General features: G+C 67.4%; 12 protein-coding genes and 1 pseudogene. 2 read left to right on the top strand and 11 right to left on the bottom strand.

Annotated elements, in window-relative coordinates; all coding sequences use genetic code 11:
• Nucleotides 1–258 precede the first annotated feature (258 nt).
• A pseudogene (locus tag FX134_RS14890) lies at nt 259–1,716 on the bottom strand (peptidase U32 family protein); the annotation flags it as partial.
• A gap of 191 nt (nt 1,717–1,907) precedes the next feature.
• On the opposite strand from FX134_RS14890, the gene FX134_RS12705 reads away from it, so the two are divergent.
• A complete protein-coding gene (locus tag FX134_RS12705; protein ID WP_232050951.1) occupies nt 1,908–4,124 on the top strand; it encodes a transglycosylase domain-containing protein in 2,217 nt (738 codons plus the stop codon).
• Between the two features lie 116 nt (nt 4,125–4,240).
• Here FX134_RS12705 and FX134_RS12700 read toward each other — a convergent pair whose 3' ends face one another.
• The 10 genes from FX134_RS12700 to FX134_RS12655 form a co-directional block, all read right to left on the bottom strand.
• Nucleotides 4,241–4,747 (bottom strand): hypothetical protein, encoded by a 507-nt coding sequence (locus FX134_RS12700; RefSeq protein WP_080802624.1) that lies wholly within the window; start codon nt 4,745–4,747, stop codon nt 4,241–4,243.
• 41 nt (nt 4,748–4,788) lie between these two features.
• On the bottom strand, nt 4,789–7,185 hold the full coding sequence (locus tag FX134_RS12695; RefSeq protein WP_080802622.1) for a transglycosylase domain-containing protein: 2,397 nt from the start codon (nt 7,183–7,185) through the stop codon (nt 4,789–4,791).
• A gap of 168 nt (nt 7,186–7,353) precedes the next feature.
• Nucleotides 7,354–8,742 (bottom strand): argininosuccinate lyase, encoded by a 1,389-nt coding sequence (gene argH, locus FX134_RS12690; protein WP_080802619.1) that lies wholly within the window; start codon nt 8,740–8,742, stop codon nt 7,354–7,356.
• Between the two features lie 15 nt (nt 8,743–8,757).
• On the bottom strand, nt 8,758–10,089 hold the full coding sequence (locus FX134_RS12685) for an argininosuccinate synthase (protein ID WP_080802613.1): 1,332 nt from the start codon (nt 10,087–10,089) through the stop codon (nt 8,758–8,760).
• Nucleotides 10,090–10,327: 238 nt separating this feature from the next.
• Nucleotides 10,328–10,756 (bottom strand): arginine repressor, encoded by a 429-nt coding sequence (locus FX134_RS12680; RefSeq protein ID WP_009305040.1) that lies wholly within the window; start codon nt 10,754–10,756, stop codon nt 10,328–10,330.
• A 330-nt stretch (nt 10,757–11,086) separates the two neighbouring features.
• Nucleotides 11,087–12,361: an aminotransferase class III-fold pyridoxal phosphate-dependent enzyme gene (locus tag FX134_RS12675; RefSeq protein WP_080802610.1), complete on the bottom strand. Its 1,275-nt coding sequence runs from the start codon at nt 12,359–12,361 to the stop codon at nt 11,087–11,089.
• Nucleotides 12,362–12,394: 33 nt separating this feature from the next.
• Nucleotides 12,395–13,381: an acetylglutamate kinase gene (gene argB, locus FX134_RS12670; RefSeq protein WP_080802607.1), complete on the bottom strand. Its 987-nt coding sequence runs from the start codon at nt 13,379–13,381 to the stop codon at nt 12,395–12,397.
• Nucleotides 13,378–14,703, bottom strand: a complete 1,326-nt coding sequence (gene argJ / locus FX134_RS12665) for a bifunctional glutamate N-acetyltransferase/amino-acid acetyltransferase ArgJ (protein ID WP_080802605.1) — start codon at nt 14,701–14,703, stop codon at nt 13,378–13,380. Before argJ ends, argB begins: the two co-directional genes overlap by 4 nt.
• Nucleotides 14,704–14,733: 30 nt before the next feature.
• The gene (gene argC / locus FX134_RS12660; protein ID WP_080802601.1) at nt 14,734–15,801 is read right to left on the bottom strand and encodes an N-acetyl-gamma-glutamyl-phosphate reductase; all 1,068 of its coding nucleotides are present in this window, start codon (nt 15,799–15,801) and stop codon (nt 14,734–14,736) included.
• Nucleotides 15,802–15,998: 197 nt separating this feature from the next.
• Nucleotides 15,999–16,673, bottom strand: a complete 675-nt coding sequence (locus FX134_RS12655) for a DUF3800 domain-containing protein (RefSeq protein ID WP_080802598.1) — start codon at nt 16,671–16,673, stop codon at nt 15,999–16,001.
• A 247-nt stretch (nt 16,674–16,920) separates the two neighbouring features.
• Here FX134_RS12655 and FX134_RS12650 point away from each other — a divergent pair, with 247 nt between their 5' ends.
• Nucleotides 16,921–18,213 carry a glutamate-cysteine ligase family protein gene (locus FX134_RS12650; RefSeq protein ID WP_080804063.1) on the top strand — a complete coding sequence of 431 codons (1,293 nt, stop codon included), beginning with the start codon at nt 16,921–16,923 and terminating at the stop codon, nt 18,211–18,213.
• Nucleotides 18,214–18,217: the final 4 nt, after the last annotated feature.

The following is an 18,217-nucleotide window of genomic DNA, read 5'->3' as shown; positions in this document are numbered from 1 at the left end:
CGGGCGCAGGCGGGGTTCGTGGCCCAAGCGGCTATGCGGCAACCGCGCGGGCGGGCGGGTTGGAGCCTGTCCCTTATAAAACATAGACGCAGAGGCCTTCGTCGGCAGCGTCAGTGGTGTATAAGAGACAGGGCGGGCGGGTTGGAGCTGCGGGCGGGCGGGGACGCGCGGCAGCGCGCGGTTGCGCGCGGGCGCGAGCAGCTTCGCCTCCAGATCGTCGAGCGCGGCGGCGCGCACGCGGTGCAGCTGGGAGAAGCCGATGCCCACGCCCTCGTCGAGCTCGATGTCCAGGCTGGCGAGCTCGAAAGACGTCTGACCGAGGCGATCGATGTGCGCCCGCACGTCCTCGGCCGACACCGGCTTGGTGCGTGCGGCTTCGACGACGTCGCCCTCGGCCGCGCCCGTGACGCCCTGGCGGGAGAACTCGATGCGCAGAGGCTCGCCGATGCGCAGCGTCGCGCGCCCCTTTACGGAAACGCGCGGCAGCCGGGGGTCGTCCTGGAAGGCCGCCTCGGCGCTGCGCACGCGGAACACGCGGTCGCCCTTCCCCACCGGGCGGTCGGGCGAGACGCGCACGTTGCCGTCGCGGTCGCGCGCCGCGTCGGCGAGCGCACAGGCGAAATGGCCCTTGTTCGTCCAGAACTCGAGCACGTCGCCGCTTGCAAGCTCGCGCTCGGGCGCAATGGCGGCCACGCCGTCCTTGACCCATGCGACGCGGCCCACCAGCACGCCCCGGTTGTTCGGCCGGCCGTAGCTCATGATGCCGTTGCCGCGCTCGCCTTCGAGGTAGGCGGTGGTGAAGCCGCGCGAGAACGCCTCGGCCAGGACGCGGCGCTCCTCGTCGGTGGCGCGCACGGAGGCGTCGCGCGTCCAGGCGTCGCCGCCCGCGGCGCGCGCCGCAAGGACGCGGTCGAGCACGGCGCGGTAGACGCCCGTGACGGCGAACACGTACTCGGGCGACTTCATGCGGCCTTCTATCTTGAGCGAAGCCGCGCCCGCTTCCACGAGCTCGGCCACCAAGTCGATGGCGCAGAGGTCCTGCGGAGAGAGCAGGTGGTCGCCCGGCGAGGGCAGGTTCTTGCGCAGCGCCTTGTTGTGCAGCGTGTAGGGCAGCCGGCACGCCTGGGCGCACAGGCCCCGGTTGGCCGAGCGCCCGCCGATGAGCGACGACATGAAGCACTGCCCCGAGTAGCACACGCACAGCGCCCCATGGGCGAACGCCTCCACCTCCATGCCGAGCTCGCCGGCCGTCTGCGCGAGGTGCGCGATCTCGGCGAGGGACAGCTCGCGCGCGAACGTGACGCGGCGCGCGCCGAGCCGGGACGCGGCTTCGATGCCGGCGGCGTTATGGGTGTTCATCTGGGTGGAGATGTGCAGGCGCGCCTCGGGCAGGGCGCGCGAGAGCTCTGCGGCCACGCCGATGTCCTGCACGATGAACGCGTCGGCACCGGCGCGGTAGGCCTGGCGCGCGGTCTCGAGCGCGCGCTCGAGCTCGGAGGGCAGCACGGCCGTGTTGAGCGTCACGTACACGCGCGCGCCGCGCAGATGCGCGTAGTCGCACGCCTCGGCGAGCGTGGCCAGCGTGAAGTTGTCGGCGCCGCGGCGGGCGTTGAACGACTCGAGGCCCAGGTATACCGCGTCGGCACCGGCGCGCACGGCGGCGCGGAGGGCCTCGGCGTTGCCGGCGGGCGCGAGGAGTTCGACATCGTGGGACATGGGGTTAATCACCTCTGTGATGGGAAGACTTTTAACTATGGGCGGATTCCAGGGCTTTTGGGGTTCCTTGTGTACTCCGCCAAGGCAACGATTCGGTTGCAGCGGTATGCTAGTATAATCGAACCATGAAGAATCGGAGAAAACAGCGCGAAAAGCGCACTCACGCAACCAAATGGGCCCTCCTCATCGCCGTGGGGGCACTCTGCTTCGTCGGCTACTGGGGAGTGCAGGGCGTCCTGCACGTCATGGAGGGCTGGACGGAGGACCTGCCGGCCATCGAGGATGTGAACTTCACGAACGACTCACAGGAGTCGGTGATGTACGCCGGCGACGAGTCCACCCTGCTCGCGCAGTTCCAGCTGGAGAAGCGCGAGCCCCTGACCGGCGTCGACCAGGTGAGCGACTACGCGCTCAAGGGCACCGTGGACACCGAGGACGTGCGCTTCTACGAGCACAACGGCGTTGACATCCCCGGCATCGCGCGCGCGGTGGTCAACAACCTGACCGGCGGCGACCTCGAGGGCGCGTCCACCATCACCCAGCAGCTCGTCCGCAACACCATCCTCACCGAGGAGGCCACCGAGATCTCCATCGAGCGCAAGATCCGCGAGGCCGAGCTGGCCATGGAGATGGAGAAGCGGTTCAGCAAGGACGAGATCCTGCTCATGTACATCAACACCATCAACTACGGAGACGGCTGCTACGGCATCGAGGCGGCGGCGCAGAACTACTTCCAAGTGCCGGCGTCCGACCTCACGCTCACGCAGGCGGCCACGCTCGTGGGCATTCCGCAGTCGCCCACCTACCTCAACCCCAAGGAGTATCCCGAGGCCGCCCTCAAGCGCCGCAACACCGTACTCGACCGCATGCTGTCGGCCGGCGATATCACGCAGGAGGAGCACGACGCCGCCCGGGCCGAAGAACTCAACCTGAACCCCGCCGCCGCCGCGCCGGAGGACGGCATCTACGCGTACCCGTACTTCACGAGCCACGCGCAAAAGCTCCTCGCCACCGATCCCGAGAAGTACAACATCTCTGAGAAGAGCCTGTTCGAGGGCGGCTACACCATCTACACCTCGCTCGACGTCTCGATGCAGGTGATGGCGGAGGAAGCGTGCGCCGCCCAGAACGAGCGCATGGTGGGCATGGGCGAGAATCTGGAATCGGCGCTCGTGGCCATGGATCCCTCGACGGGCTTGGTGAAGGCTATCGTCGGCGGCTCCGACTATTACGACGGCGGCCAGTGGAACATCGCCACCCAAGGCGGGCAGCCCTCCGGCTCGACGTTCAAGGCATTCACCCTGGCGGCGGCCATCGAGCAGGGCATCAGCCCCGAGACGAAGATCGACTGCTCCTCCCCCATGGACCGCCCCGGCGCCGAGCCTCTTGAGAACTTCAACGGCAACGACTACGGCATCCAGTCCATCAAGGACGCCACGGCGCTCTCGTCGAACACCGGCTACTACCGCTTGGCCGAACAGGTGACACCGGCCGCAATGAACGAGATGGCCCTGCGGCTGGGCGTGGGCGAGGAGTTCAATCCCAAAAACATCCCCACTGCCACCCTCGGCACGGAGAACACCACGCCCCTCAGCATGGCGGTGGCCTACTCCACTTTGGCCACCGGCGGCATGAAGCACGATCCCATCGTTATCACGAAGATCGTCGACAAGGACGGCACCGTGGTGTACGAGCCCGCCGACACGAGCGAGCGCGTGCTCTCCGAGGAGGTGGCGGGCGCCGTGACGAAGGTGCTGCGCAGCGTGTTCGAGTCAAGCAAGGGCACCGCGAACGGCTTCGGCCCCTCGAACGGGCAGCCTGTAGCCGGTAAGACCGGAACTGTGCAAGCTTTTTGTGGCCATTGGCTCGTGGGATACGCGCCGCAGCTCACCTGCTCGGTATGGCTCGGCAACCGGCAATTCACGCCGAGCGACCCCACCCTGACCGCCAACCAGCTGTGGCAGGACTTCATGTCGCGGGCGCTTGAGGGGACGGAGATCGTCGACTTCCCCGAGACGAAGGATCCTCCGTACAACAACGACTTCAACAAGAAGCAGAGCTCGAAGTACAACAAGGAGGAGAAGAAGGAGCCCTCGGACGCCCCCAACGTCGTGGGCAAGACGCTGAGCGAGGCGCAGAGCATGCTCGGCGGGTTCAAGGCGTCGATGGTCGAGGTGTACTCCGACACCGTGCCCGCCGGAACGGTTGTCAGCCAGAGCGTCTCGGGCGACACGATCATCCTCACCGTGTCGAAGGGCAAGGAGCCCGCGCCCGAGCCCACGCCGACTCCGGAGCCCACGCCCGAGCCGACGCCCGAGCCCACACCGGATCCAAAACCCGAGCCCGAGCCGGAACCCGAGCCGACACCCGATCCCCCGCCTGAGCCGCAGCCGGATCCGGCGACCTGATCGCAGCCTTAAAAAGGGGCGGCGCCATAAACGGCACCGCCCCTTTTTCATCGGGTGGTCGAGGGATCCGGGGAGGGGAATGGGACGATTACCCCGTCCCTTTGTCTCCCTTTGTCTCACTCGTTCTTCTCGACGGCCTTGGCGTCGCCGTCCTTGAGCTTGGCGATGCCGTCGTCGTACTGCTTCTGGATGTCGCCGACGCGCTGGTCGTAGGTGGCCCAGTCGAAGGGCTGGTCGTCGGTGGCGCTGTCGATTTCGGTGTAGAGGTCGACGTAGGCGTTGAGCGCATCCTTGAGCTCGCCCGTGCCGTCAGCGTAATCCTGCTGGATCTCCTTCAGCTCGTCGGGCACCTCGAGCTTGCCCAGCTCGTCGATGGACTTGACGGCGTTGTCAGCCTGCGTGCGCATGCCCACCACGTCGCCGCGCGACACCGCGTCGCTGAAGCTGTCCAGCTTGCCCTGCAAGTCCTCCATGACCTGGTTCACCTGCGTCATGTACTGGCGGTTCGCGGATTGCTGCTGCGAGGCCGCCGAACCCTGCTGCGCGCAGCCGCCCAGCGCCGCCGCCATCAGGACGCCGGCGCACAGCGCCACGGCCATCTTGGCGAATCTCGTATGTTTCATACACGTGCTCCTACCATCGTATCGGTGCGTTCATTTCCATGTTAAGCGGCGCGCGCGGCCCAGGGGGACTGCAACGGCTGACGGCTCCAAAGATCCAGGGAAACGGCATTTGCCGCAGGGGCTCCGCCCCCGCCGGGCGTCTCGGTGCCGCCACCGCCGCCTCCGCCGGGGGTCTCGGTTCCGCCGCCCCCGCCCGGGGTCTCGGTGCCGCCGCCGCCTCCGCCGGGCGTCTCGGTGCCGCCGCCGCCTCCGCCGGGGGTCTCGGTTCCGCCGCCCCCGCCGGGGGTCTCGGTGCCGCCGCCTCCGCCGCCGGGCGTCTCGGTGCCCGTGCCCCCGCCGGGGGTCTCGGTACCGGTGCCGGTGCCGGGGGTCGTGCCGCCGGTGGTTCCGCCCTCGGCGGGCTTCTCCTCGGCGTCATCGTCTTTCGGACTGGATCCCGAATTCGAGCTCGAGCCCGAATTCGAGGAGTTGGACGACCCCGACCAGCCGTACCCGCCGATATGGTACTCGGAGTTGGAGTACTGCTTGTTGTACGAAGGCTCGGCGGCGTACGGGAAGTCCTCCGTCGGCTGGTCGCCGAACACGGCGCCCATGAAGTCGCTGAACGCGCTCGCCACCGTCACGTACGTGGGAAGCGACTGACAGGTGTCGTCGCCGTTGTAGTCGCGGCGGTCGCCCAGCCACAGCGCCACCGACATCTGGGGCGTGATGCCGCAGAACCAGCTGTCCTTGTAATCCTCGGAGGTGCCCGTCTTGGCGGCGACCACTTGGCCGTTCGCGAGCCGCGCATCCTGGCCCGTGCCCTCGGAGCTCTGCACGACGCCCTTCATCACCTCGACGGCGGCGTGCGCCACCTCGGGCGAGACCACCTGCTCGCCCTCCGGATTCGTGTGGTCGACCTCCACCTCGCCGGCGCTGTTGTACACCATCAGGATGGGGGTGGCCTCGTAGTGCATCCCGCCGCTGGCCAGCGTCGCGTACGCCTCGGACATCTCGAGCGGCGTGACCGCCTCAGAGCCGAGCGCGAGCGTGGACTGCGGCTGCAGGTCGCTCTTGATGCCCATGCGGTGCGCCGTCTCGATGACCGTCTCGGGCGTCAGGGCCAAGAACAGGCGCGCGAAACCGGTGTTCGACGAGACGGCGAACGCGCGGGCGATGGAGCGCGTGCCGTAGTTCGTCTTATTGATGTTCTCGACCGACCAGCCGGGGAACTGGGCGGTGGCCGAGCAGTCGACCATCGTCTGGGGCGAGATGCCCTGCTCGATGGACGACACCAGCGTGAACGTCTTGAACGACGATCCGGGCATACGGCCCAGGCCGCCCGTGCCGGTTGCCATGTTCACCTGGTTCGCCTCGTAGTCCTTGCCGCCCACGAGCGCCTTGATGTAGCCCGTACCCGGCTCGACCGCGGCCAGGGCGACCTCGAACACGTCGTCCACCTGGCTCTCCTTATTGGCTGCGGCGGCCTCGGCGGCCTCCTGCATGGCCGGATCGAGGGTGGTGATGATCTTCAGGCCGCCCTGGAGGATCTCGGCCTCGGACACGCCGTAGTCCCGCAGCTTCTCGCGCGCGTAGCTGCTGAAGTAGGGGTACTGCAGGATGCCGTCGTTGGTGGGGATGTTCTCGACGAGCACGAGTTCCTCGGCGTCGGCCGCGTCGTGCTCCTCCTGCGTGATGTAGCCGTTCTCCAGCATGCGGTTGAGCACGAGGGTGCGGCGCGCGAGGCAGTTCTCCATGCTGACGAGCGGGTTGTTGTTGGACGGCGACTGGGGGATGCCCACCAGGGCGGCCGCCTCGCCGAGCGTCAGCTCCGTGGCGTCCTTCGAGAAGTAGCGCTGCGACGCCGCCTGGATGCCGTACGTCGCGTTGCCGTAGTTGATGGTGTTGAGGTACATGCGCAGGATCTCGTCTTTGGAATACTTCTCCTCCAGCTTGACGGAGAGGTAGATCTCACGGAGCTTGCGCTTGATGGAGATGTCGTTCATCTCGTCGGCGAGGATGGTGTTGCGCACGAACTGCTGCGTGATGGTGGACGCGCCCTCGCGGCCCTGGCCGGTGAGCGTGACCACCGCGGCGCGCATGATGCCCCAGAGGTCGTAGCCCCCGTGCTCGTAGAAGCGCTCGTCCTCGGTGGCAACCGTGCCTTCGAGGACGTAGGGGCTCATCTGCTCCAACTCGACCGGCTCGCGGTTCTCCAGCTGGAATTTGGCCAAGAGCGTCGCCTCGTCGTTGGCGTACATCTCGGAGGGCAGCGACGTGTTGAACGCGTCGGCGCCTTCGTAGTCGGGCAGGTCCTGCAGCCACGACGATCCGAGGGCGTAGACGCCCACGACGCCGGAGACGATGACGGCGACGAAGACGGCGAGCACGACGAGAAGCCCGATCTTCGGATGCTTCTTCTTGGCGCTCGGCCTATTTTTTATCGAACGTGAAGCCACGTGACACCTCCAAAAACTTGGCTCATTGTATCATCGGGGGTAAGGCCCTCATGAATCAACATAAGTTTGTTGGAAAATGGTCAAGATGGCAAAAGCCCCGGTCGCAGCCTCAATCGTTCATTGGGGCGGGACCGTGGCAGGGGGCGTCCCCTGCCACGGTCCCTCGCCCTAGAGCGCGGCCTCGTCGGCGGCGAGGCCGGCTTTCGCGAGGGCCAGCTGCTCGGCCACGGCGGCGTTGCCCGTGCCGCCCTCGGTGGTGCGGGCGGCCACGATGGCGCCGAGGTCGAGCGCGGAGGTGATGTCGGCCTCGAAGAGGTCGCTCTCGGCCTGGAAGTCCGCGAGCGCGAGGTCGTCCAGATCGCAGCCGCGCTGCTCGCACAGAAGCACGAGGTGCCCCACCACCTCGTGGGCGCGGCGGAACGGCATGCCCTTCTTCGCCAGGTAGTCGGCCACGTCGGTGGCGGCGAGGTAGCCCTTCTTCGCCTGCTTGAGCATGGCCTCGGGCTTCACCGCCATCGTCTCGATCATGCCGGCGGCGCACACGAGGCAGTCCTCGAGCGTCTTGGCGGCGTCGATGGCGCCCTCCTTGTCCTCCTGGAGGTCCTTGTTGTACGCGAGCGGCAGCGCCTTCATGGTGACGAGCAGCGCCACGAGGTCGCCCACCACGCGCCCGGTCTTTCCGCGGATGAGCTCGGCGAAGTCGGGGTTCTTCTTCTGCGGCATGATGGACGAGCCCGTGGAGAACGCGTCGGAGAGCTCGATGAAGCCGAACTCGGACGAGGACCACAGCACGATCTCCTCGCACAGGCGCGACAGGTGCATGCACGACACGCTGCACGCGTAGGACAGATCGAGCAAAAAGTCGCGGTCGGACACGGCGTCGAGCGAGTTAGGGATCACGCGCGAGAACCCGAGCGCGTCCGCCGTCATCTGGCGATCGAGCGGGTACGTAGTGCCCGCGAGCGCCGCCGAGCCGAGCGGGCTCGCGTCGGCGGCGCGGCGGGCGGCGGCCAGGCGCTCGAAGTCGCGCGCGAGCATCCACACGTAGGCGAGCATATGGTGCGAGAACAGCACCGGCTGGGCGTGCTGCATATGGGTGTAGCCCGGCAGAATGACGTCGAAGTGCGCCTCGGCCTGCTTGATCAGGGCCTCCCGCAGCGCCACGTTCGCGGCCATGAGGTCGGCGCAGCGCTGCTTGGCGAACAGGCGCGTGTCGGTGGCCACCTGGTCGTTGCGGCTGCGGCCCGTGTGCAGGCGCGCCCCGGCATCGCCGATATCGGCGATGAGCGCGCGCTCCACGGACATGTGGATGTCCTCGTCGTTCACATCGAAGGCGAACTCCCCCGCCTCGATGCGCGCCTTGATGCGCTCGAGGCCGCCCACGATGGCGTCGGCATCCGCCGGCGGGATGACGCCCTGCGCCGCCAGCATGCGCGCGTGCGCCTGCGAGCCCGCGATGTCCTGCGCGAAGAGCGCCTTGTCCACCGGCAGCGACGCGCCGAAGCGCTGCGTGAACTCGCTCACGCCCTCGGTGAACCTGCCTGACCAGAGTGCCATGGGGTTTCCTTTCGCTTACGCCAAGACGGCTTCGGCCTCGGCCACCACCTGCTGGCCGAGGGGCGTGACGCCCTCGTACTTGCCCCTCTTGAGCGGGCCCTCCTGCTTCTCCGCGTCGAAGAGCTCGGCCGGCGCGCCTTCCTGCCGGCGGTTCGAGGCCCACGTCTTGCCGGAGAGCGTCTGCAGCTTGATGAAGCCCTTGGCGGCCGTGTGGTCGAACGCGTCGTCCTTGTCGTAGGTGGCCAGCGCGTAGTCGTAGAGCGAGTAGGCGCTCTTCCGGCCCACCACCGTGCACGAGCCCTTGTAGAACTTGAGCCTCACCGTGCCGGACAAGCAGCGCTGCGTGCTCTGCAGGAAGGCGTCGATGGCCTCCTTAAGCGGCGAGAACCACTGGCCGTTGTACACGCACTTCGCCCAGGTCTGCTCCATGTCCAGCTTGCAGTGCAGCACCTCCCGCTCGAGCACGAGGTCCTCGAGCGCCTTGTGCGCCTGGATGAGCGCGAGCGCGCCGGGCGCCTCGTAGCATTCGCGGCTCTTCACACCCACGAGCCGGTTCTCGATCATGTCGATGCGGCCGAAGCCGTGCGTGCCCGCGATCTCGTTCAGGGCGTAGATGATGCCGAGGAAGCTCTTCTGGTTGCCGTCGATCATGTAGGGCAGGCCCCGCGCGAACGTGAGCTCGACGTACTGCGGCTGGTCAGGCGCCTGCATGGGGTCGCTCGTCATCGTGTAGATGTCCGCCGGCGGCTCGGCCCACGGGTCTTCCAGCACGCCGCATTCGATGGCCCGGCCCCACAGGTTGTCGTCGATGGAGTACGGGGACTTCTTGGTGGTGGGCACCTCGATGCCGTGGGCCTGGGCCCATTCCATCTCCTCGGACCGGGTCTTGAGGTCCCATTCGCGCACCGGGGCGAGGATCTCGATCTCGGGATCGAGCATCGTGATGCTGGCCTCGAAGCGCACCTGGTCGTTGCCTTTGCCCGTGCAGCCGTGAGCGATGTACTTCGCGCCGAACTTGTGCGCGGCGTCCACGAGGTGCTTGGAGATGAGCGGCCGCGAGAGCGCGGAGACGAGCGGGTACTTGTTCTCGTACATGGCGTTGGCCGCGAGCGCCTTGGACAGGTACTCCTTGGCGAACGTGTCCCGCATGTCCACGACGATGCAGTCGAGCGCGCCGGACTTGAGCGCCTTCTGCTTGATCTTCTCGAGGCCCTCGTGCTCCTGCCCCACGTCGCCCACCACGGCGATGACGTCGAGGTTCTTCTCCACCTGGAGCCACTTGATGCACACGGAGGTGTCGAGGCCGCCCGAGTACGCGAGGACTGCTTTGTCTTTTTGCTGAGCCATGATGATGGTCCTTCCTTGTTCTGGCTTTTCTCTATGGTTGTGCCCGGGTCTGCGATGCGGGATACGGGTGGGCCTTGGCACCGCACGTCCGGCTGGCGGTATGCGGGTACACGGGTTCCCGTGCGCATCGCGGCTTTTCGCGATGGCGTGAGCGCCGGGCGGCCCTCACGGCTTCATGCTGCGTGGCAGCGTTGGGGGAAAGGAGGGAGAAAAGCGTCCCTCGCGCTAAAATAGACGACTAACGTCGTCGCAGTCGGTCGATGGCGCGCTCAACTTCGACGGCAGCCTCAGGGCTCTCCGCCGCGATCATGATCGTGTTGTCGCCTGCCACCGTGCCGAGCGCTCCGCGCAGGCTGGCCTTATCGAGCGCAGCGGAAACGCCGGCGGCTCCGCCGGAAAACGTCTTCACTACGACCATGTTGCCTGCCACGTGCACCTCTTCGACCAGTTCCGAAACCATGCGCTGCAACCGCATCTCCTCGGGGAGGACGTAGTAGCCCTCGCGCGATTTCACCAGGCCCATGTCCATGATGTCGCGGGAGATCGTGGCTTGAGTGCACTCGTACCCAGCGGCTTGCAGCTGATTTGCGAGATCGCGCTGCGTCTTGACATTGTGCTCGCGAATGATGTCGCGAATGATGTCATGCCGTTGTTGACGTTTCCTCATGCCTCGATACTCTCTGCTCCTCAAGGGAACGATCGCATACGGTTCCGGTCACATCCGCTCGCGTGGCGTATGCAGAATAGCGCAAACACCCCGCGAAAATATGCACTAAATAGTACCTCATGGAACAGCGTTTGCGCACCAGAATTTGGAAAACAACGAAAAGAATTCCGATGAGCGCCCGCGAACGGAAGGCCGACGGGCCCCCAACCTGGGCGAACGGCAGAGGGGTGGAGGGGGCGTGACGAAGGGACGGGGGGTAATGTCACCGATGACGCAGGACGGGGATGATGTCATCAGTGACATCATCCCCGTCCTGCGTCACGCCCCCCACTATGCGGTCAGGATGCGGGATAGGCGGTCGATGAGGGCGTCGACGTGGGATTCCTCGCAGACGAGGGGCGGCAGGAAGCGCAGCGTATGCGGGCCGGTGAAGTTGAGCAGCAGGCCCTCCTCAAGGCCGGCGAGCACGACATCCGGAGCGCTCGCGGACTCGTCGAGCTCGGCCGCCACCATGAGCCCGAGGCCGCGCACCTCCGCCACGTGCGGCAGCTCAGCCAGACGTTCGCGCAGGTAAGCGCCCACGCGCTCGACGCTCTCGGCGTACCCGCCCTGCGAAAGCTCGCGCACCGTCGCCTCGGCCGCGGCAACCGCCAGGCAGCTGCCGCCGAACGTGGAGCCGTGGTCGCCCGGGCCGAACGACGCGGCCACCTCGGCGCGCGCGGCGCACATGCCCATGGGAAATCCCGAGGCGATGCCCTTGGCGATGGTCACCACGTCGGGCGCGATGCCGAAGTGCTGGAAGCCGAAGGGATGCGTGCCGCAGCGGAACATGCCGCACTGGATCTCGTCGCACATGAGCAGCGCCCCGCGCTCGGCGGTGAGGCGGCGGGCGGCCTGCAGGAACTCAGGCAGGCAGGGATGCACGCCGCTCTCGCCCTGCACGCACTCCACCATGACGGCGCACACATCGTCGCCCTGGGTCGCGAACAGCGCCTCGAGCGCCGCGACGTCGTTCAGGGGCGTGCGCACGAAGCCGTCGGGCAAGGGCTGGAAGGCTTCCTGCTTGGCCGGCTGGGCCGTAGCCGCCAGCGTGGCGAGCGTGCGGCCGTGGAAGCTCTTGTCGAGCGTGACGATGACGCGCGGGGCGGCCGCCATCGCGGCGCGCACGGCCGCCTCATCGGCCCCTGCCTCCTCGGCGCGGGCGGCGGCGCGCTTCTTCGCATGCAGGCGGGCCAGCTTGAAGGCGCACTCGTTGGCCTCGGCGCCCGAATTGGCGAAGAAGCTCTGCCACGGCGCGCGCTCCCCTTCCGGCACGCAGGCGTTCAGCAGGTCGGACACCGCGCGGGCCACCTCGCCGCGATGCTCTATATAATAGTAGTTGCTCACGTGCACGAGCGTGCGCGCCTGCTCCTCGAGGGCCGCGACGAGGACGGGATGGCAGTGGCCGAGGCTCGCCGCGCCCACGCCCGATACGAAGTCGAGGTACGTGCGGCCCGCGTCGTCTTCCACCTCCATGCCGCGGCCGCGCACGAGCTCCACGGGCTTGCGCGCGTAGGTTCCCATGAGGTAGGTTGACTCGAGCTCTCGCTGCTCTGCGTAGGACATGGTTCCTCTTTCCTTCTCCGTTTCGATGGCGGGCTACTTGCCGACGAGCCCCATGCCGCTGGCGATGCTGTGCTGGCGGTTCTCCAGAAGCTTCGACGCGAAGTTGCCCAGGGGGTGGGCGTCGAACTTGCACGCCTCGTCCGTGGAGTGCATCGTGGTGCCCACGCCGGTGCTGGTGAGCAGCTCGAGCAGAAGCGAATGCGGCGTGATGCCGTTGATGACGTGCGCGCGGAACACGCCAGCGTCCAGCGCGAGGATGCACGACTTGAGCTTGGGGATCATGCCGGTTGACACGATGTTGTTCTCCACCATGTACTGCGCCTCGAACACCGTGAGGTTGGAGATGAGCGAGTCCTTGTTCTCGAAGTTCTCGTAGAGGCCGTCCACGTCGGTGAGGAACACCACCTTGTGCGCGCCGATGGCCGCGGCGATGTGGCCGGCCACCATGTCGGCGTTCACGTTGTAGAAGCCGCCGTCCTCGCCGAGCGCCACCGACGCCACCACGGGGATGTAGTCGGCGTTCACGAGGTCGTCGAGCAGCGGGCGGTTGATGCGCGTGATGCGGCCCACGCGCCCGAGCTCGGGCGAGGCCTGCTCGGCCACGATGACGCCCGCGTCGGCGCCGGAGACGCCCACGGCGAAGTTGCCGTGCTCGTTCAGGGCCTCCACGAGCTCCTGGTTCACCTTGCCCATGAGCACGGTGCGCACGAGGTCCATGGCCTCGGGCGTGGTGACGCGCTGGCCGTCCCGGAACTCCACGGGCAGCTGCATGTGCTCCATGGCCTCGGTGATGGCCTTGCCGCCGCCGTGCACGATGACGGGGTTCACGCCGACGATCTTGAGCAGCACGATGTCGGCCATGACGTCGGCGCGCAGCTCCTCGTCCACCATGGCCGAGCCGCCGTACTTGATGACGACCGTCTTGCCGGTGATGTTCTTGATCCAGGGAAGCGCTTCGACGAGTATCTCCGCCGCTTTGTGCGAGGCGCCGTTGGGGCGCGTGTCCTTCGCGTATTTCATGATCGATAGTCTCCGTTGATCGTGATGTACTCGTGCGTGAAGTCGCACGTCCATACCGTGGTGGCGGCGTCGCCCGCGCCGAGGTCGATGTCGAGGACGATCTCCGGCCGCTCGAAGCGGCGCAGGGCCTCGTCCTCGTCGAAGGGCACCGTGAGCCCGCCGCGGCACACGGGCAGGCCCATGATGTCGATGGCGGCGTCCCCCTGGCGGAAGGCCGCGCCCGACTTGCCGATGGCCGCCGCGATGCGGCCCCAGTTGGCATCGCGGCCGCAGATGGCGGTCTTGACCAGGGGCGAGTTGGCGACGGCGCGGGCCGCTAGGTCGGCGTCGGCCGGCGTGGCGGCGCCGCTCACGCGCACGGTGACGAGCCGCGTGGCGCCCTCGCCATCGGCGGCCATCTGGCGCGCGAGGTTCTGGCACACGGTGGAAAGCGCCTGCTCGAAGCGCTCGAAGGCGGGCGTGCCGGGCGCGAAGGGGGCCGTGCCGGCGGGCGCGGCGGCGCCGTTCGCGAAGAGGAAGCAGGAGTCGTTCGTGGAGGTGTCGGAGTCCACCGTGACCTTGTTGAAGCTCGCATTCGCCGCGCGAACGAGGGCTTCGTGCAGGTCGTGGGGCAGCACGGGGGCGTCGGTGGCGAGGACGGCGATCATCGTGGCCATGTTCGGCATGATCATGCCCGAGCCCTTGGACATGCCGCCCACCGTGAACGTGCAGCCGTCGCAGCCGATGCCGTCGCCGGAGAACGAGACGGCGGCCTCCTTCGGGCGCGTATCGGTGGTCATGATGGCGCGCGCCGCGTTCGCGCCGCCCTCGGGGGAGAGCGCGGCGACGGCTGCCGGCAGACCCGCCAGGAAGGGATCGAGCGGCAGGTGGACGCCGATGACGCCGGTGGAGGCCACCAGCATCTCCTCGGCGGGGCAGCCCACGGCGTCGGCTGCCAGGCGAGCCGACTCGCGCGCCGCCTCGAGGCCGGGGACGCCCGTGGCCGCGTTCGCGTTGCCGGAGTTCACGATGACCGCGCGCGCGGTGCCGAAGCCCTGGCCGTCCAAGTGCTCGCGCGACACGGTGACGGGCGCGGAGCAGAACACGTTCTGCGTGAACACGGCCGCACACGCGCACGGCTCGTCGGCCGCAACGAGCGCGAAGTCGAGGCGCTGGGGGTCGCGGCGGAAGCCCGCGTGCACGCCGGCGGCCCTGAAGCCGCGCGGGGCGGTCACACCGCCCGGCGCCGGGTCGAGACCGGGGACGCGCTCTTCGGCCTGCGGATCCCGCAGGGGGGCGACCTCGGCTTGAGGCTGCGCTTCGTTCGTCTTGCTTTCGCTCATGGCTGCTTCTTTCTGACTGTTCGCGCGGGCCTACACGGGGACCGCGACGGGATCGAGGCCGGCGGCCTGGGGAAGCCCCCACACCGCGTTCGCGCACTGCACGGCCTGGCTGGCCGCGCCTTTGCCCAGGTTGTCGATCGCGCATACGGCGATGAGCATGCGGGCGCGCTCGTTCACGGCGAGCCCGACGTGCGCGCAGTTCGTGCCGGCCACCGAGGAGGTCTTCGGCATCGCGCCGCCCTCGAGCACGTGCACGAAGGGGGCGTCCTGGTAGAACGCGCGGTAGCGCTCGCGGACGGCGTCCGCGTCGAGGGGCGCGCCAGGGGCGAGCGGGAGGTTCACGGTGGAGAGCAGGCCGCGGTTGAGGGGGGCCAGGTGCGGCGTGAACACGAGGCGGCCCTCGTCCAGGCCGAGGATCTGCGCGATCTCGGGCGTGTGGCGGTGGGTGGCCACGCCGTAGGCCTCGAGGTTCTCGTCGGCGAAGCAGAAGTGCGTGCGCGACGAGGCCTTCTTGCCCGCGCCCGTGACACCCGAGATGGCGTCGACGACGACGGGGGCGTCCGGGTTCACGAGCCCCGCGCGGATGGCGGGCGCGGAGGCGAGCGAGGTGGCAGTAGGATAGCAGCCGGCGCAGGCCACGAGCGCGCCCTCCCCCGCCGCATGGGCGGCGGCCGCGCGGGCGAGGTCGTCGGGGAAGAGCTCGGGCAGGCCGAACGAGGCGCGCGCGAGCAGGTCGGTTGCGGTATGGGGCGTGGCGTACCAGCGCTCGTAGACGGCCGGGTCCTTGAGGCGGAAGTCGGCCGAGAGGTCCACGACCACGGCGCCGCGCGCGACGAGGGGCGGGGCCATCTTGAGGGCCGCCGTATGCGGCACGGCGAGGAAGACGAGGTCGCAGGCGTCGAGCGCCGGGTCGTCGTGCGCGCTGAACGCGAGGTCGGTGGCCCCGGTGAAGCCGGGGTACTCGTCGGCCACGCGGGTGCCGGCCAGCTCGTTGGACGTGACGACCGAGAGCTCCAGGTCGGGATGGCGCAGAGCCAGCCTGGTCAGCTCGATGCCGGCGAATCCAGCCGCGCCGACGATGCCCGTCGTGATGGCCATGCCGATCCCCTCCGTCCAGCCGGCCCTGCAAGGTCGGCGTGCTCGCCTTCGGTTCCACCGCGATTTGTGCGTGCGCACAAATTTATGGCGTTGTTGATGCTGCCGTCCATCCTAATAAAAGCGCGCATGGTTTGACAAGGTCGGATACGAAATAGTTACACGAGGAACAGAGGGCGGGAGGAACCGAGGGGCGAAAGCTACTCGAATCGCTTTTGCCGGACCTTCTTCAAGTAATTCCCCTTGAACGTGCCGATCATGCCGAAGACCTTGTCATCCGTCGGAGTGATCTCTTTCGCCTCGTATTTCAAAGCCGTCAACTCGATGGCGCAAATGAAATCAGCTACCTGGGAAAGCCGGTAGTCCGTCGGACTGCTTTTGCGAAACAGGACTGAGTCCTTCGACAGGGCATAGCCAACGGCATCGCGAAGCGTGCTTGACACGACCTTCTGACCGTCGTCGTAGTAAATTTTCACCACCGCGAACTGCTGAAACGACTCCAAGTGATCGAAGAGGAACGTCACGACGTCCCTGCGCATTCTCGCAGCAAGAGATCCGGGGGTTGCAAACTCCTTTTTCACATAAGCGAACGTTTTGTACTTGATGGGAAGCTTTCTTGCGAAAACGAAGAAAGCAGCCAGCATCCGCTTCCGCTCGTCGAGCTCTATGCCGGCATACTCGTCGTTTCCATTCATAAGCGGGGATGCGTGAAATGGGATGTTCGGCAAACCCCTGTCGGCGAGAACTCGCTCGTACGATTTGATGTGCTGCTCGATGTCGTCGGCTTGATCGTGGAAGACCAGCGTGAGCAGATAATATTTCGAGCCCTTCCCTTCGGTTCCGGACTCGTCGACGAAGAGCGACAGTTCACGCATTCGAACCCCTGAAATAAGTGTGCCGAGGGATAGCCCTCGGCGCTTGGAAGCCCCATTCGATGAATGCGACCATATACTTTATAGCATGTTTCTCAGAATGGGACAACCCCGTGCCCGCGTGGAAACGGGATGTGGTTTCGCGGGGGCGGCGCTTAAGGCGACTGGAAGAGTAGCGTATAAGCGCTATCCTATGCACGAAACGCAACGAAACCGCCTCATACGGCTTCGCACAACCCAGGAGATGCCCATGAACCCCAGCACCGCCGCCGCGAGCGGACAGCCCGCGCGCGAGAGCAACATCGACGCCATCGTCTCGTACTTCGAAGGCGGCATCAAGCCGGCGGGCGGGCCGGGCGAGCTCGGCATCGAGCTGGAGCATATCATCGTGCACGACGATATGAGCCCCGTCTCCTACAGCGGCGAGCGCGGGGTGGCCTGGCTGCTCGACCAGCTGAAAGACGAGTACCCGCACCTCACGCGCGACGTGCACGGCGACCTTTTGGGTGTCTCGCGCCCCGGCGAAGCCGTGACCATCGAGCCCGCCGCGCAGCTGGAGCTGTCCGCCGGGCCGTTCGTGGACCTGAGCACGGCGCGCGCGACGTTCGACGCGTTCGAACAGCGCGTCGGCGAGCTGCTCGAGCCCGCAGGCGAGCGCCTGCTCACGCTGGGCTACCACCCCACGGCGGCCGCACGCGACCTCGAGCTCATCCCGAAGCGCCGCTACCAATTCATGAACCTCTACCTGGGCGAGAAGGACACGTGCGGCCCGTGCATGATGCGCGGCAGCGCGTCTACCCAGGTGTCGATCGACTACACGAGCACGGCCGACTGCCTGCGCAAGCTGCGCCTGGCGTTCGCGCTCGTGCCGGTGCTGTCGCTCATGTGCGACAACTCGCCGGTGTTCGAGGGCAAGCCGCGCAAGCACGAGCTGGTGCGCACGGAGATCTGGCAGCACATGGACAACGACCGCTGCGGGCTGGTGCCGGGCGTGCTGGACCCGCCCTTCGACCTGCGGCGTTACGCCGAGTACATCCTGGACACGGTGGCCATCCTCATCCCGTGCAAGAAGGAGCAGTGGTGCTACTCCGACCGCACGTTCGGCGACATCTACGCCGAGCGCACGATGACGCGCGCGGAGGTGGAGCACGCGCTGTCGATGTTCTTCAACGACGTGCGGCTGAAGACCTACGTGGAGATCCGGCCGGCCGACGCGATGCCCGTGCCGTACGTGATAGCGTACGCGGCGCTGGTGAGAGGGCTGTTCTACGACGCGGCCAGCCTGGACGCGCTCGACGAGCTGTTCGCGGGGGTGGACGAGGCCGCCTACGGCGCCGCCAAGGAGGCGCTCATGGCGCGCGGGTACGACGCGGAGGTGTACGGGCAGCCCGTCGCCGAGCTGTGCGACGCGGTGGTGGCCATCGCCGAGCGCGGCCTGAGCGAGGCGGACCGGCCCTACCTGGAGCCTCTCGCGCGCCTGGTGGCCGAGCGCACGACGCTGGCCACGCTGGCCGAGCGCTCAGGCGCGGTGGCCGGGCGGTAGCGAG

This window comes from Arabiibacter massiliensis (assembly GCF_902386925.1).
Lineage (GTDB): Bacteria > Actinomycetota > Coriobacteriia > Coriobacteriales > Eggerthellaceae > Arabiibacter > Arabiibacter massiliensis.
Note: the sequence above shows the minus strand (reverse complement) of the source record. Positions and strands in the feature narration are given on the sequence as shown.

Excerpts from the sequence above, each read along its gene's own strand:
- FX134_RS12700 (WP_080802624.1), bottom strand. The coding sequence starts at position 4,747 with ATGAAACATACGAGATTCGCCAAGATGGCCGTGGCGCTGTGCGCCGGC.
- argH (WP_080802619.1), bottom strand. The coding sequence starts at position 8,742 with ATGGCACTCTGGTCAGGCAGGTTCACCGAGGGCGTGAGCGAGTTCACG.
- FX134_RS12685 (WP_080802613.1), bottom strand. The coding sequence starts at position 10,089 with ATGGCTCAGCAAAAAGACAAAGCAGTCCTCGCGTACTCGGGCGGCCTC.
- FX134_RS12680 (WP_009305040.1), bottom strand. The coding sequence starts at position 10,756 with ATGAGGAAACGTCAACAACGGCATGACATCATTCGCGACATCATTCGC.
- FX134_RS12675 (WP_080802610.1), bottom strand. The coding sequence starts at position 12,361 with ATGTCCTACGCAGAGCAGCGAGAGCTCGAGTCAACCTACCTCATGGGA.
- argB (WP_080802607.1), bottom strand. The coding sequence starts at position 13,381 with ATGAAATACGCGAAGGACACGCGCCCCAACGGCGCCTCGCACAAAGCG.
- argJ (WP_080802605.1), bottom strand. The coding sequence starts at position 14,703 with ATGAGCGAAAGCAAGACGAACGAAGCGCAGCCTCAAGCCGAGGTCGCC.
- argC (WP_080802601.1), bottom strand. The coding sequence starts at position 15,801 with ATGGCCATCACGACGGGCATCGTCGGCGCGGCTGGATTCGCCGGCATC.
- FX134_RS12655 (WP_080802598.1), bottom strand. The coding sequence starts at position 16,673 with ATGCGTGAACTGTCGCTCTTCGTCGACGAGTCCGGAACCGAAGGGAAG.
- FX134_RS12650 (WP_080804063.1), top strand. The coding sequence starts at position 16,921 with ATGAACCCCAGCACCGCCGCCGCGAGCGGACAGCCCGCGCGCGAGAGC.